At 33.3% G+C, this 15,590-nt stretch carries 12 protein-coding genes; 4 read left to right on the top strand and 8 right to left on the bottom strand.

Going from position 1 to position 15,590, the window contains the following annotated elements; translation table 11 throughout:
• Positions 1-123 precede the first annotated feature (123 nt).
• The 4 genes from DK442_RS10685 (at position 124) to DK442_RS10670 (ending at position 8,391) form a co-directional block, all read left to right on the top strand.
• Positions 124-756, top strand: a complete 633-nt coding sequence (locus DK442_RS10685; protein WP_109435852.1) for a hypothetical protein — start codon at positions 124-126, stop codon at positions 754-756.
• A gap of 299 nt (positions 757-1,055) precedes the next feature.
• Complete coding sequence (locus DK442_RS10680) at positions 1,056-2,696, top strand: tetratricopeptide repeat protein (RefSeq protein WP_109435851.1); 1,641 nt, start codon at positions 1,056-1,058, stop codon at positions 2,694-2,696.
• A 299-nt stretch (positions 2,697-2,995) separates the two neighbouring features.
• Positions 2,996-7,711 carry a BspA family leucine-rich repeat surface protein gene (locus DK442_RS10675; RefSeq protein WP_109435850.1) on the top strand — a complete coding sequence of 1,572 codons (4,716 nt, stop codon included), beginning with the start codon at positions 2,996-2,998 and terminating at the stop codon, positions 7,709-7,711.
• Positions 7,708-8,391, top strand: coding sequence for a hypothetical protein (locus DK442_RS10670; protein WP_109435849.1), 684 nt, complete (start codon positions 7,708-7,710; stop codon positions 8,389-8,391). The genes DK442_RS10675 and DK442_RS10670 overlap by 4 nt, the downstream gene beginning before the upstream one ends.
• A gap of 102 nt (positions 8,392-8,493) precedes the next feature.
• On the opposite strand, the gene DK442_RS10665 is transcribed toward DK442_RS10670, so the two are convergent.
• The 8 genes from DK442_RS10665 to DK442_RS10630 all read right to left on the bottom strand — a co-directional run bounded on the left by DK442_RS10665 (position 8,494) and on the right by DK442_RS10630 (position 15,567).
• Positions 8,494-9,729 carry a hypothetical protein gene (locus tag DK442_RS10665; RefSeq protein WP_109435848.1) on the bottom strand — a complete coding sequence of 412 codons (1,236 nt, stop codon included), beginning with the start codon at positions 9,727-9,729 and terminating at the stop codon, positions 8,494-8,496.
• Positions 9,726-11,033 (bottom strand): hypothetical protein, encoded by a 1,308-nt coding sequence (locus tag DK442_RS10660; protein WP_109435847.1) that lies wholly within the window; start codon positions 11,031-11,033, stop codon positions 9,726-9,728. Before DK442_RS10660 ends, DK442_RS10665 begins: the two co-directional genes overlap by 4 nt.
• A 155-nt stretch (positions 11,034-11,188) precedes the next feature.
• Complete coding sequence (locus tag DK442_RS10655; RefSeq protein ID WP_109435846.1) at positions 11,189-12,268, bottom strand: Gfo/Idh/MocA family protein; 1,080 nt, start codon at positions 12,266-12,268, stop codon at positions 11,189-11,191.
• Positions 12,269-12,352: 84 nt separating this feature from the next.
• Positions 12,353-13,219, bottom strand: a complete 867-nt coding sequence (locus tag DK442_RS10650) for a DUF2911 domain-containing protein (protein ID WP_109435845.1) — start codon at positions 13,217-13,219, stop codon at positions 12,353-12,355.
• 131 nt (positions 13,220-13,350) lie between these two features.
• The gene (locus DK442_RS10645) at positions 13,351-13,716 is read right to left on the bottom strand and encodes a cupin domain-containing protein (RefSeq protein ID WP_109435844.1); all 366 of its coding nucleotides are present in this window, start codon (positions 13,714-13,716) and stop codon (positions 13,351-13,353) included.
• 14 nt (positions 13,717-13,730) lie between these two features.
• Positions 13,731-14,126, bottom strand: a complete 396-nt coding sequence (locus DK442_RS10640) for a thioesterase family protein (protein WP_109435843.1) — start codon at positions 14,124-14,126, stop codon at positions 13,731-13,733.
• A gap of 89 nt (positions 14,127-14,215) precedes the next feature.
• Positions 14,216-14,794, bottom strand: coding sequence for an O-methyltransferase (locus tag DK442_RS10635; RefSeq protein ID WP_109435842.1), 579 nt, complete (start codon positions 14,792-14,794; stop codon positions 14,216-14,218).
• Positions 14,795-14,946: 152 nt separating this feature from the next.
• Entirely contained in the window at positions 14,947-15,567 is a 621-nt protein-coding gene (locus DK442_RS10630; RefSeq protein WP_109435841.1) for a hypothetical protein, read from the bottom strand.
• Positions 15,568-15,590: the final 23 nt, after the last annotated feature.

The following is a 15,590-nucleotide window of genomic DNA, read 5'->3' as shown; positions in this document are numbered from 1 at the left end:
AGTTTACAATAAATAATTTCACGGTTTAAGGGGGGCAGATAAAATAACAAACTAGTTAGTTTTGAGCATTAGTTTTCATGTAAAAACGAATCTGATTTCTAAAATAAACTTACATTATTTATAATGAAAAAAACAATACTGTTTTTAATCTATCTCCTTTCAATAACAATTCATGCTCAAGAATCTGAATTGTTAGGAAGATGGCAACTGACAAAAATTGATGATATAGATGCAGAGCAGGAACACATTTTTCCGCCATTATTAGAATTTTTACCGAATAATAAAATAATCATCAAATTTAGAAATCCTGTTTTTTGGAAGTATGAGAATGACACTATTTACATTAAAAACAAAGAACACGAAAAATATAGAAATAAGATGACAGTGTTGGGATTACATAAAAATACATTAATTGTAAAAAACTACAGAGAAGAGAAGTTAGTATTTAGAAGATTAGAGAAAACAGAAAAAAAAGACATCTACGGTATTTGGACTGTAAAGGCAATGAAGAAAGGAACAAAGTTTAATACAGCTTTTAAAGAAAATACGCAGATTCATTTAACACGTGATAACAAAGCACTGATTAGTCTGCAAGGAGAAACAAAGCATTTTGATCAAAAAACATGGGATATTGATTTAAAAGAAAATATGTTTTTATTGGATAATAATGATTCCCTTAAGATTATACATCATTCAAGATATTATTTGTTATTTAGTAACCATAATGATGCTAAAATACTCTTAAAGAAAAAATAAAAAAATCTTGCTTAGCTATATTTTAGAATATTAAACCATTCAAGCATTTGAATGGTTTTTTCTTTTTGCGATAAACGGTACAGAGGTTTTAGTAACAGTGTGTTAAAATACAGTACTACAGTGTAAAATGAATGTTGCAACCCTTTTGCCACCCCATCCCCTCTTATACTATTTTTTATAGACTGTTACTGTTTTATCTTAAGAAGTACATAAGGCTTTCAAAAAAGTTTCATTACGATTATAAAAATAATATGATGTATTTTTGGGAAAAGAGTATCTAATTTCCAAAAAGCGATCTGTTGAAAACCACTTTTGTATATATAAGTATCTTATTAATATCATGCACTGTTTTTTCACAATCACACGATAGTCTTACTACAGAATTAAAACATAAAATCGAAAAAACTACCAATGATTCGATCAAGATTGGGTATAAAATTGAATTGGCAAAACAATTGCTTAAATCTAATGTAGATACCACAAGAATCATTATTAACGATGTCTTAAATATTATCAAAGATAACGAAGGAAATTACTTTCAAAGTCGCAAAGCAGAAGCACTGAATTATCTCGGTATATTAGATAGTAAGCAGAGTTATGTAGAAAAAGCACTTAGCAACTACTTAGAAGCACTTGATATAACTTATAGCGTAAAGGATTCTGCGGGTATTGGATTATCATTACATAATCTGGGTATGTTTTACAGACGTCAAAAGGAGTTTAGTAAAGCCAAAGAATACTTAAAAAAAGCGATAATCGTTAAGGAAAAACTGAAAGATGTCGAAGATCTAGCATTATCCCGTCATATGTTAGCACTCACATACTACAACAATGAACAGATGGATTCTGCTAGATATCATATAGCTGTTGTTAAAGAGATGCCGTGTTCAAGTGTTCGTAAATCAAAAGCTAACGGCACTTTAGCCGCAATATATTTTAAAGAGAAAAAGTATGATCAATCGATCGATATATATAAAGAAAATATTGAAATTTCTAGAGATATTAATGATCAAAATGAATTGAGTATAAGTTACTTGAATGTAGCAGTATTATATAATGCGCTAAAGCAATATGAGAGCGCTGTTCCTTATCTTGATAGTGCCATTGCTGTTGCAAAAAAACTAAAACATAAAGAATTGTTATTAAAGCAGTATTACAGTAGAAGTAATCTAAACGAAACTCTAAAAGAATACGAGCAGGCACTACAAGATTATAAGGTCTACAAAATGTACAATGATTCTATCAATGATATTGAAAAAGCAAAACGGATTACAGCTTTAGAACTGAATTATCAATTTGATAAAGAAAAACAGGCGAGTGAGTTAAGATTAGAAAATGAAACCTCAAAGAAACAATTGTACCTATTACTTTTTGTAATCGCTACCATTATGGGAGGTATTATTTTTTGGTTAACCCGAAAAAATGCAAAGCATCGATTAGCATTATCAAATAAAGAGTTAGAAAGCGAGCAATTAGAAAAAGTAAAAGCAGAATTGGCGCTGGTAACCCGAGAAAAAGAACTAAAAAATGCGGTTATTGAAAATTCACTACGTCAAGAAATACTAAGTAGTACCTTAGGCGAAATACGAGATATCATCAAACTAAGAGATGAACAAGAACGTAAAACAGCATTGCATTCACTTTCTGCTTCATTACTTTCTGAAAAAGCAACGAAAAGAACAGCTACTGATCTACATTCTTATCTTAATTCAGTAAGCCTCGATTTTAAAGTGATTCTCGATAAAAACTTTTCACAATTAAAAGAAAAGGAAAAAGAGCTGTTATGTCTAATGACCTTGGGGCTTAATGCCACCGAAATTAGTAAACTACAAAACAATACAGTTTCAGCTATTAAATCTACACGTTCCAGAATCCGTAAAAAAATAGGAGTCGATTCTAAACAGGATATTATTGAGTTTATCAAAAACTTTGAGATATAGCATACGAACCCTGAGCCTGTCGAAGGGTGTTTTTAAATGTACTTCTAGAATATATGTTACGAGTTCATCATATCGGACTTCGAGAGCCTCAGCCCTCAGATTTTGTAGTCACAGAACTGATTAAAGTGTTTTAAACATATAAAACCTTGTAAAACAAGGGTTTGTGACATATCTACAACCCCAAAAACACCATCTTGCAACCCTTTTGCAACCCCTATTTTCTTTGCAATCCTTAAAATCCTGTTAATTTTGCACTCTATTTTAAGAATGTATGATCAACTATTTTCTAAAAGCCCCTTATGAAACACTTTTACATTACATTATTTTTTATTGTCAGTTTTTTTACTACTAGTTTTGCTCAGAATGAATTTATTACTACCTGGGAAACTACAACCGCAGATGAAAGTATTGCCATTCCCACTACCGGATCTGGATATAATTATACAGTAGATTGGGGAGATGGCACTATCGAAACTGGATTTACAGGAAACGCTACTCATGAGTATGCAGTAGCTGATATTTATACCGTAAAAATCACTGGAGATTTCCCTAGAATCTATTTTAATAATAATGCAGATTCCGACAAAATTCTAACCGTTGAGCAATGGGGAAATATTGCCTGGACTAGTATGGAAAATGCATTCAACGATTGTAAAAAACTAAGGATAAAAGCAACAGATGCTCCGGATCTTTCAAGGGTAACTAATTTGCGAAATGCGTTTAGAGCGTGTCAAGCATTTAGAGATGAAGATTTTTCAAACTGGGATGTGTCTAACGTCACCAATATGCCTTTTGTTTTTTTTGCTTCTAGTTTTAATGGAGATGTAAGTACTTGGGATGTAGGGAGTGTTACCAATTTCATAAGTACGTTTGCTATCTCTCCATTCAATCAAAATATTTCTAGTTGGAATATCGGAGAACGTGTTACTGGAACGATAAATATGGGAGGTATGTTTCTACGAGGTCGTCAATTTAATCAAAACCTGGGGAGTTGGGATATAAGCAAGGTCTCAAATATGAACAACATGTTTTCACAGAGCTCTCTTTCTACCACAAATTATGATGCTACACTTATCGGTTGGGCTACACAAGATCCAGGAGAAACGATACCTTCTAATATCAGTATCAGCTTTGAGGGAAGCCAATACTGTCTCGGAGCTGATGCTAGAAATACGCTAACCGATCCTACCGGATTAAATTGGAGTATCACGGATGATGGTGTTGCTTGTGCTTCAACAGATTTTTTTATTACCACTTGGCAAACTACTACGGATAATGAAAATATTGTAATACCCACAACAGGATCTGGATATGACTATAGCGTGGATTGGGGAGATGGTACCATTGAAACTGGATTTACAGGAAATGCTACGCATGAGTATGCTAATGCTAGTACACATACGGTGAAAATCACAGGAGATTTTCCAAGAATTTATTTTGAGATATCTGATGATAAAGATAAAATTCTATCTATAGATCAATGGGGTAGTATTGTCTGGAAGTCGTTCGATGATGCTTTCCGAGGGTGTACTGAATTAACTTACAATGCGACGGATGTACCTAATTTAAGTCAAGTTCAGTCAATGAGAAGAATGTTTAATGACTGTAACAGTTTTAATGCTACAAATCTTAACGATTGGGATGTAAGCAATGTTAGCCGCATGGACTTTATGTTTGCCGGCGCAACAGTTTTCAACGGAGTGATTGGCAACTGGGACGTTAATAAGGTAACCAATTTTTTGAATATGTTTAGTAACACTTCATTATTCAATCAAGATATTTCTAACTGGACTATTAATAACAATGCAGATGTTAGAATGGAAGGAATGTTTGCCAATGCAGAAGCTTTTAATCAACCTATTGGAAAATGGGATGTAAGCCGTGTTATTTCTGTTAAGGCTATGTTCAGGAATTCAAACGCTTTTGATTACTCATTAGCTTCTTGGGATATTTCTAATATGACCAATATGGAAATAATGTTTGACCGTTCAGAATTATCACAAGCAAGTTATGACGCTACACTAATTGGTTGGGCAACATTAGACACAGGAGAAACACAAATTCCTATGGATATTATATTCGATGGAGGAAATAGTAAATATTGTTTTGGGACTTCAGCTAGAGATATATTAACAAATGGACCTTTTAACTGGATCATCACCGATCAAGGACAAGACTGCGATTTTACAAACGCTTTTGTTACCACTTGGCAAACTACAACTGTAGATGAAAGTATTACCATACCTACCACAGGAGATGGATACAACTTTGCTGTAGATTGGGGAGATGGAGCTATTGAAATTGGATTTACAGGAAATGCTACCCATGAATACACAACAGCAGGAACGTATACCGTAAGAATTATAGGTGATTTTCCAAGGATCTATTTTAATAACTCTGGAAATAAGGATAAAATTCTTTCAGTTGAACAATGGGGATCACAACAGTGGAGCTCCATGCAAGCTGCATTCTTTGGCTGTTCAAAATTAGTGTTAAACGCTACTGATATCCCGGACCTAGGGCTCGTAACAAGTATGGCTTTCGTGTTTCAAAATACTACTTCGTTTATAGATAATGGTGGTGAAATAGGAAACTGGGAAGTAGGTACTATTGAATTTTTGTCAAAAGCTTTCAAAGGTTCTGCGTTTAATGAAAATATTAATAATTGGGATGTTAGCAAAGTAAAAAGTGCTATTGAAGCATTTCAAAATGCAGCATCTTTTAATCAACCCCTTAACAATTGGAATTTAACGTCTGCAAGATTATTAAGAAATATGTTTAAGGATGCTGTTTCATTTAATCAAAATTTAGGAAATTGGGATATTAGCAATGTGAGTTCTTTTGGTCTATCGGGCTTATTGAATAATTCAGGAATGTCTACTAGCAATTATGATGCTACCTTAATCGGTTGGGCAACTTTAGACGCCGGAGAAACGCAAATTCCTACAGGTGTAACATTAGATGCCAGTGCCACTTTTTGCTTTGCAGAGGAAGCAAGAAACACATTAACAAGCACGCTGTATAATTGGATCATTACAGACGGAGGTCAAAATTGTACAGACGCCTTTATCACTTCGTGGTTATTAGAAGATAATGATGAGATTGAGATTAGAACTAATAGTGCCTATAATTATAAATTTAATATTGATTGGGGAGATGGTACCAAGGATACCAATGTAACAACAGATATATCACATGTGTATCCCACAGCAGGAACGTATAAGGTATCAATTACTGGGGAGTTTCCAAGATTTACTTTGTTTTTTAGAGCTGGTCGGACGTTAAGAACTAAAATTCAAACCATAGAACAATGGGGAAATATACAATGGCGTAGTTTTAGAGATTCCTTTAATGGTTGCGTTAATTTAAAACTAAATGCGGATGATACTCCTGATTTGTCAAAAGTCACCGATTTATCCAGTATGTTTGAGAACTGTACCAACTTTGAAGATTTGAAAGACCAAATAGGAAATTGGGATCTGACTACTATTCGCGACATTAATAGTATGTTTGAAGAGTGTACCATTTTTAATGAAAATATTGGAGGTTGGACATTTACCGTTCTTGAAGACACAGACAGTACTTTTGAAGACGCTACTTCTTTTAATCAAAATATTTCGGGTTGGAATGTGAGTACGGTGCTTGATTTTACAGAAATGTTTCAAGGTGCTACATCTTTTAATCAACCGATAGGAAGTTGGACGCTGGGTACTGTGGATTATTTAGCGGCTATGTTTAGAGATGCTACTGCTTTTAATCAAGACTTAAGTTCTTGGGATGTCAGTAATAGTTTTGATATTAGAAATATGTTTGAAGGGGCAGGCTCTTTTGATCAAGATCTTTCTGCTTGGGATATAAGTAACGTGGATGCTTTAAATAACTTCTTTAGTGGTTCCGGAATGTCTACAGAAAATTATGATAAAACCTTAATCGGTTGGGCAACCTTAGAAGCCGGAGAAACTACAATCCCTACGGGTTTAACTTTAGATGCAGATGCAACGTTTTGTTTGGCTGAAGCAGCAAGAGATACTTTAACAGGTTCGTTGTATAATTGGATCATCAATGATGGAGGTTTAGGATGTCCAACACCAGTGGTTACACTCATAGGAGATAATCCTCAAACGATAATATTAGGAGATGTGTATACAGAGCTGGGAGCAGAGGTAACGCATGGAGCGGCACTAACAATCGATATTTCTGACGTGGATACAAATTTACGAGGAATGTATTCTGTGACTTATAATGCTACAAGTGCCTCTGGTGAAATAGCTGCTCAAGTTACTCGAATCGTCAATGTCATAGATTCTTGTCCGATTGTAAATTTACCAGAGAACAATTTTACGTTGACTACTGCTAGCGAAACCTGTGTTGATAAAAATAATGGTATCATCTCGATCAGTGCTACTGAGCCATTAAACTATATTGCTACCATTAATAATGAGACATATAACTTTACCTCTAGTATAGTGATTCCTGATTTGACACCAGATATTTATAGTTTCTGTATTACTATCGATGGGATTACTGGTTGTGAGCAGTGTTTTGAATTGACCATAGAAGAAGCTGCTGTGGTAACTGGTAAGACTACTTTAGATTTAGATACCATGAATGTTGAAATGGCATCTGGTACTGCGCCTTATATGGCTATGATTAATGATAAGGTAGTAGGCGAATATACTAGCAATACTTTTGCTGTTAAGGTTCAACATGGCGATGAATTAGATATAGTTTCTAGTCTGGCTTGCGAAGGCAAATTATCAGCCAGGGTTGATTTGTTTGATAAGATTACAATTACTCCTAATCCTACGCAAGGAGATGTGATCCTTACGGTTCCAAATGGAGGAGAGACAATGAATGTTATGATTCATAATACATTGGGTATGATGGTGTCTTCGGGAGTGTATAGTATCATAAACAGTAAAGTAAACTTACCTATGGAAAGTTTATCTGCAGGGATTTATTTTGTCCGTATTGAAGGATCAGTTTCAGAACCATTTAAAATTGTAAAACAATGAGAAATTTCTATATAGTAGTATTAAGTTCATTATTTCTATTTTCCTGTAGTGGAGATGATAATACGGTAACTCCCATACTAGATACTGTTCCTTCGATACCCAGTTTGGTATTTCCTACCAACAATTTGGTATGTACTAATTTTAACCTGGAGTTTGATTGGAGCAGAGTAGTAGATGGCGATGGTGATTCGATACAATATACAATAGATATTGCGGCCGATAATACCTTTACTCCTGTATTATTCACAGCCACTACTACAGAGACAGTCAATACTTTTACTTTAGAAAAGGGAACTACTTATTTTTGGAGAGTAAAGGCAACCGATAGTGCGGGTAATGATAGTGGTTATTCTGATATACAAACATTTTTTACAGAGCCCGATGCAGGAGTCAATACTATCCCAAATGCTCCTGTAGTATTAAGTCCTTCATTGGGAGAGCGAGTATCAGGAACCAATATCACTTTGGATTGGGGTGCTACAGACGAGGATAATGATCCTTTGACTTTTGATCTTTATTTTGGAGATACAAACCCTCCTGTTTTAGTTTCACAAAACATAAATGTTTCAACATTTGATGTGACTGTATCAGCCAATACTACATACTATTGGAGAGTTGTGGTTAAGGATGATAAACAAGGAGCTACCATTGGTCAGATATGGAATTTTAGAACAGAGTAAATTAAAATATTGATAAGGAAGGTAAGGGATCCGTAACTTTTATCGATGCTAAGAACCACTCAAATACTCGAGTGGTTTTTTTGAATATAAAAAAATATAAACCTAAGGTATGCCATATACTTTGATGTGCTTGTCACTTGTATATCCATCAAACAAAATAGCAAGCTTTGTCCCATCCTCGCTTAGAACAAATTCATTAAACTTATCCTTAATTTTATCTATGTAGCCAACAATCTTCCAACCTTTATGAGTCTTACGATATATATAAAGTGTATATAAATCATTATAGGTATCTCTAAAATTAACTTTACTAGTTAGTAATGTTTTGCCATCCTTACTTAGACCTAAATGATAATTGTTGAAAAAAGTATCAGGAATAAAGTTATCCTGCTTTATCCAAGTATTGTTTTCTAGCGTATAAAACGAATAGTTATATTCCTGTTTTCTTGAATGAGAGAATATAGTAATTGATTTTCCATCGTTACCAATATGAGCAGAAATTCCTAGATTATGATACGGAAATTCTCCATCAATATCATTGCCTACTTGTTGCCAGTCATTATTAAGGAACTTAAAAACCTTTACTTTTCCGGCGCTAGGTCCATTGTCATAATCATGAGGATTTGCTACAGTAATAATAGATCCATCTTTATTGATATTTACACTATCCCAAAATAAAGAATTGAAACCCGAGTAAATAGTTTTCTTTTTAACATTGATTTTATTGCCTTTCTTGATCCAGCCATGATTCGTCCATGAATAGAGTTGTAGCTTTACTTTATTATTCGCATTAAGGGCCTGAAAAACTCCTAAAGTGTTACAATCTCCACTTAGCGCAGCAGTATAAAGATCTTCATTTTGTGGTTTTTTAACGAGACTACTATCGTTATTCACCAGAGCCCAGGTTTTATTTTTAAGATCAAAGGTTCGTACTTTTAATACATAATTATCAAGATTTGCTATTACGATTCGATTGGCATTACCATTCATTTTATAATTCTGTCCATAGGTAAAATAACTAGTGTCTTTATTTTTATTTCCAAAAGGAGACCAAATCGTATCGCGAAGTTTAAATGTAGCTATTTTTTTTGGCCCTACCGTAGAGTCTATTTCTTTAAATTGATCAGCAATGGCAATAGTGTTAGCATTAAGACTAATATTCATTTCTCTAAAAGGGCTATTATTATATTTGGAATATAATGTTATAGAATTTCCTAAAGATTTCCATTTGGGAGTATTTTCTTTTAATGGAGAATTCATATCGGCACATGATATAATGAATATCATAGTGATTGATAATACCATCCATTTTTTTATAATGCCTGGTATTCTAATCATTTGAATTTATTTTTAAAGATTTTTACTTCGCCATAGGTGAGATTATCCTCATCCATGGCGCTATTGCCTACAATAATTATAGAACCATCATTATTTATTGCAATCGAATTATCAAACTCTTCATATGCTCGTTTTAATTCAATTTTCTCTCCGTACAACTTCCAATTATTGTTTGCCAATTCAAAAGTTGATACAAAATTTGCATCTTTTCCTGATTCTGCTGTATCTCCTCCATAACTTGTTACTGCCAAACGATTACCTGAAGCATTTAACATAAGTTGTCCTCCAAAACGTTCTAAATCCGTTCCATAAATAGTATTTCCTACTTGTTTCCATTCGTCAATACTATTAAGACGAAATACTTGTATACAACCAATAAGTAAAATGTTTCCGCGCTTGGTTTCATTCGAGGATTTGGAGATTTGAAAGTCTTTATATCCAATGGCAATGATTGACCCATCATCATTTATTGAAACTACATCTCCTATTAGAGAAATTTCGTTATAGAGGTTATGGTTCATTTTGATTACATTTCCTATTCGAACCCATTGATTATCAATTAATTTGTAAGTGATAATGCTTCTTTCCCCGTTACCAGTTGTGTTTAGAATTAATGTTCGACCATCGCCGCTAAGTGCTATTGATTTTCCGATTTGATTTTCATGAAATGTATTGTTTGTGTATTTAAAAGACTTTGTTGTCCCTAGAATACGATCACCTAGTAATTCCCAAGAATTATGTACTGTATTTAATGTATAAATAGAAACGCTACTGCTTATGTCGCCGGTTGATTCGTGATGAGGAGCTCCTATTGCAAGTGTTTTTCCATCTTGACTTAGACTAATGTCATATCCAAATTCGTCATAAGCTTTTGATCCGTTAAGATTTTGACCCAATTGAATCCATTCTTTTTTATGATATTTAAAAACTCTTACCTGTCCAGAATTTTCGCCATTGACATCACTATGCATAGTTCCTATTGCTAAGATGTTTCCATTGGCATTTATATCTAAAGTACTTCCAAAATGATCATATGTTTTTAACCCCTTTATGTCTTTTCCGATAGTTGTCCATGTATTTTCTTTATTTTGAAATACCCTGACATGACCAGAACCAATACCGTTACTATCATTATATGGTGAACCAATTGCGATAATAGAACCATCATCATTTATGGCAGTAGCCATACCTGCAAAATCCCCAGGAGCTTCTGAGTAAATATCATTGCCGATTTGTTTCCAATCACTACAAGAAAAGCATAGTATGACTATACTTATGTAAAGAATACATATTGATTTTTTCATTGGGGTGTACAACTATGTTTATAGAAATGTTATACCCAAAAGTATGAAAACGAATGCCTTATGAATACACGGTTTACAGTGAAATCAAAAATAGGGTTTTTGGGATGTTTATGGAAACACTACTTAATATAGTCTTTTGATAATTCTTTGTAGCGTTATAAACTAATTTTTGATCTATTTTTTGCTGCCTTATAAATGGCTTCTACAATTCTAATATCTTTTATACCTTCTTCTCCTGGTACCATAACAGGAGTATTATTGATAATAGACAAAGCATCATCATCCATCTGTCTAGCTTGTTGATTCTCTATATGGATATTTAATAATTTACCATCACTTGCTTTGCCTTGCACTCCTCCATACATAGAAAAAGGAGCTAGAGTATACCATCCATTTTCGCAATCAACATATAACTCATGCATCGATTTACCAACACTGGTTTTACCATGCGCTATGGCTCCAGAAGGAAATTCCAAGGTAAAATGTGTGGTTTCATCTGTCTCATTGAAAATTTTTGGACGAGTAGTCATTTGTTTTGCAGTGACGGATACGGGTTCTTCACCCGTCGTGTATCGAGCAGCATTAAGAGCATATACTCCCAAGTCATACATTGTACCACCTCCCAATGCTGAATCTAATCTCCATGTGCGTGCAGGATTGGTTACATTATATCCTATTTCTGCTCTTACAGTCTTGATTTTTCCGTAAGGCTTTGAAGCCGCCCAATCTATTACCGTACGTGTATTGGGTTCATGTTGCATACGATATCCAATAGAAAGCTTCACCTTATTCTTAGCACAAGCATCAATGATTGCTTGACATTCTACTTCAGTCTTAGCCATAGGTTTTTCGCACCAAACATGTTTTCCTGCGTTTGCTGCTCTAATGGCATACTTAGCATGTAATCCCGTGGGAACAACAATATAAATAACATCGATATCTGGATTGTCTGCTATACGATGCATGGTCTCATAGTTGTACACATTTTTATCGGCAATACCATATCTTTTTTGCCACCTCAGAATTTTAGAAGGAGTTCCTGTTACAATCCCTGTAAGTTTACAATATTTTGTACGCTGTAGGGCAGGAGCTAAGACGGTAGAACTATAATTACCCAACCCTACCAGACATACGTTTAGTTTTTTTGAAGGATTACCAAATATGTCTGTTAAAGGAAATAAACTACCTGCCAGAACCAAACCTGTGTTTCTAATAAAATTTCTTCTATCCAGCATGACTTAAGTCTCTAAAAATGAATGCATCAAGGTAGTTTTTAATTTTGTAAAATGTTGTTTCGGATTTGTTAAATCAATACAAGATTAATTTTTAGTATTCATTTTTTCTAATAATAATTTGCATTTGGCGATATATCCATAATCCCCAGACTTGCTTGATTTTGCTTGATTTAATGATGTAGTTACTTTTTCTTTAGCAATTTGATAATCTTTTACGTGATATGCCAATTCTGCTCTGTAATATTTGTACCAAAAAGCATTTGGTTTCATGGCTATGGCTTTTTCAAACCATTCTGCAGCCTTGTCTAAATCTTTGTTCTTATGATAATAAAATTGTGCTGCATCAAAATAAGTCTGAGCTTTAATTTCTCCAGTCGAATGATTAATTTTCTCTTCTATTTCTTTAAATAATATAGGATCAGAATTTACAAATAATGGAATAACAACTTTAGTATATTCCCATGCAATTACAAGATCACCTCCATTAGCATGAAAATTCTCAAAATAAATACTCAAGGTTTCTATTTTATCTTTTAGTTTGAGCGCTGGTACTTTGAAACGTAGTAAATCATTTGTTTGATCATAGTTACCTGCTCCCCATAGCTTTGTGTTTTTGTGAATTATAATAGTCCAATCATTTTCTCCCGGGATACTATATAATCCATAAGAACCGGCAGGGATATCTTTTTTTGCAAGCTGTATATCTCTGTCAATTGATATTTTTGTAGATGAATTAGCTCCTGTACGCCAAAGTTTTTGGTATGGAATTAAGCCACCAAAAATCTGCCTGTCTCCTGCACTTGGCTGTCCATACTCAAGTTTTACAGTAGCTAACCCCACTTGTAATTCTTTAACTATTTTTGGACTGAGACTAGGTTTATTAATTTGCGCATTTATAAAAAAAGGAACCATTAGACATACTAATACAGAATTTTTTAAAAAGGATTTCATCTGTTCTTTTTTGAATTGTAATTAGAAGTTAGTTTCTGTTTTTTTTTTTGACATAGAGAAATAGTTATATGCCCATGTGTATATAGTCATAATACATATTAAGAATAAACTATTAAATTGAAATATTGGAATTATATCTCGATGTACTTAGGCACTGTTCTCTCACTTTGTATATCTCCGGTGTGTTTCGTGCTTTGTTTCTCGAATAATAATACATGAACTTCTTCATTATCTTTTGTGGATGGACAATGTTCTACACCTTTAGGAACTACAATAATTTCTCCTGGCTTTACAGTTACAGTTTTGTCTCTAAATTTCATATGTAAAGTGCCTTTTACGACCTGAAATAACTCATCTTCATCATCGTGTTTATGCCAAATAAAATCACCACATAATTTAGCGAGATAGATCTGATTATCATCTACCGTAGCGATACGATGAGGGTGCCATTGTTTGTCAAATTTGGATAGTTTCTCTTTGATGTTAATTGCTTCCATAAAACTATTTTTTTTTAGAAAAACAAGGTACTTATTTCATCTGTGATGCGAGCAGGTCTTAACGTTTCTTTATATAGTAAGCACCAACTGGTCTTTGCTGATACCAAAACCTGTTGAGTAGTCGAATTTATGATTTTGGTATGACGTTCGCTTTTTACCCCTCTATGATTATCAATCCAGGTTTGTAGGATGATTTTGTCATTTTCGAAAGCAGGGTGGTGGTATTCGATAAAGTGATTAAGCACAACCCATACATACGTATTTCTAAGTTTAATGTCAGTTTTGGATTCCCAATGTTTTTTTGCAACATCTTGCACCCATTGAAGATATACAACATTATTTACATGATCCATATCATCAATAGCTGATTTTGGAACGGTAAAATGATATTCGAAAATTTCAGGTTGCATTTGATCAGGATTTTAGTACCGTAATTTCAAGTCGTAAAATGGTATTCTATACAAACTTAAAATTTTCATGATTTATGATATCGAATGTACTATTTTTTTGTGGCAATTATTATTCCTGTAGACCAATTCATTTTGGTTACATTAAAATCGTCTCTATTTTCCAGAGATTCGATCAATAGATTTACTTTTTGTTGATGACCTTTTGGCCAATCTGGTTGTGTGTTCATATCATCAATGATATAAAACCCACCTCGTTTTAGTAATGCTAATGTTTCTTCTAGTTCATAAAATTTACCAGGCCAGGTATCTGCAAAGATGAGATCAAATTTTTCTCCGTTATAGTTTTTAATCCATTCTGCTCCATCTGCAAGTATAATGCTGACCTTTTCTTCTTTTTCAAAGTATTTTTGTGCCACTTTTATGAGTTTGGGATCATTATCTAATGTGATGAGTCGAGACGAATCATCCATTCCGGCAATCATCCATGAAAGTGATAAACCTATGCCAGTGCCTAATTCTAATAGATTTGCATTAGGTTTAGACGTTATTAATGTTTTTAAAAGTGTTCCGATGTATGGGTCTGATGGCATTGTAAAGCCTATTTCTTTGCACAGTGTTTCTAATTCTGAATACACCTTTGGGAATCCTATAATTTTTGAGTCGTTCATTATGTTTTTTATGAATAGTATATAACAAAACTATTTATATGAATTTTACTCAGGAACTTACTATCATGGTAAATTACGATGTTCACGCCTTTTTCGGGCAGTGATTTACAAACTTGAATATAAGATTACACAAAAGACAACAAGTTTTTTACTTATTTAAAATAACCTCTCGCTTTTAATACTCCATCTTTTTTTAGTTGAAAGAGTTCGTTAATATAGTTTCCATAAACTGCAATCGCTTTATTGTCTTTTATATAAAAATATGGCTTAGGGTACCATTTACTAATTGTCTCTTTAGAAGACTCTTTTAAATCAATTTCTACAATTGGTTCGAAGTTTATTTTTTCTGGTTTAATAGAAGTGTTTTTATTGAATGAGTGTCCATAATCATATTTAGAATATATGCCTGCCCATTTATTTTCTTTGGTTTTGTATAATGCAGAGAATTGATATTTAGAATGATATAGATTTTCACCTTCTTTAACTATATATAAAAGGACATATTTATGTTTTGAAAAAGGAGGAATTCCGTAGTGATCATAAGCTACAAATTCGATTGAGTCTTGTTTCAAATCACCATATACATTTTTCAGGATTTTATATTTAGCCTTAAATGCTTGGTCCATTAAAATAGTACCTTCTTTTACTTTGGGTTTAAATTCTTTAACCTCTATTTTCTCTCCAACAAATACATATAGTTTTTGTTTTTTATCTTGTCCAAAAAGATTAGAAAAAATAAAGATAGATACCATTAAAAGTCTAATTACTTTCATTTTTTTAATTCTGATTAATTGTA

This window comes from Aquimarina sp. AU119 (assembly GCF_900312735.1).
In the GTDB taxonomy this organism is placed as follows: Bacteria; Bacteroidota; Bacteroidia; order Flavobacteriales; family Flavobacteriaceae; genus Aquimarina; species Aquimarina algiphila.
This window is presented reverse-complemented; position numbering and strand designations above follow the sequence as displayed.

Coding starts and splice junctions, on each gene's coding strand:
- DK442_RS10685 (WP_109435852.1), top strand. CDS start 124: ATGAAAAAAACAATACTGTTTTTAATCTATCTCCTTTCAATAACAATT.
- DK442_RS10675 (WP_109435850.1), top strand. CDS start 2,996: ATGAAACACTTTTACATTACATTATTTTTTATTGTCAGTTTTTTTACT.
- DK442_RS10670 (WP_109435849.1), top strand. CDS start 7,708: ATGAGAAATTTCTATATAGTAGTATTAAGTTCATTATTTCTATTTTCC.
- DK442_RS10665 (WP_109435848.1), bottom strand. CDS start 9,729: ATGATTAGAATACCAGGCATTATAAAAAAATGGATGGTATTATCAATC.
- DK442_RS10660 (WP_109435847.1), bottom strand. CDS start 11,033: ATGAAAAAATCAATATGTATTCTTTACATAAGTATAGTCATACTATGC.
- DK442_RS10655 (WP_109435846.1), bottom strand. CDS start 12,268: ATGCTGGATAGAAGAAATTTTATTAGAAACACAGGTTTGGTTCTGGCA.
- DK442_RS10650 (WP_109435845.1), bottom strand. CDS start 13,219: ATGAAATCCTTTTTAAAAAATTCTGTATTAGTATGTCTAATGGTTCCT.
- DK442_RS10645 (WP_109435844.1), bottom strand. CDS start 13,716: ATGGAAGCAATTAACATCAAAGAGAAACTATCCAAATTTGACAAACAA.
- DK442_RS10640 (WP_109435843.1), bottom strand. CDS start 14,126: ATGCAACCTGAAATTTTCGAATATCATTTTACCGTTCCAAAATCAGCT.
- DK442_RS10635 (WP_109435842.1), bottom strand. CDS start 14,794: ATGAACGACTCAAAAATTATAGGATTCCCAAAGGTGTATTCAGAATTA.
- DK442_RS10630 (WP_109435841.1), bottom strand. CDS start 15,567: ATGAAAGTAATTAGACTTTTAATGGTATCTATCTTTATTTTTTCTAAT.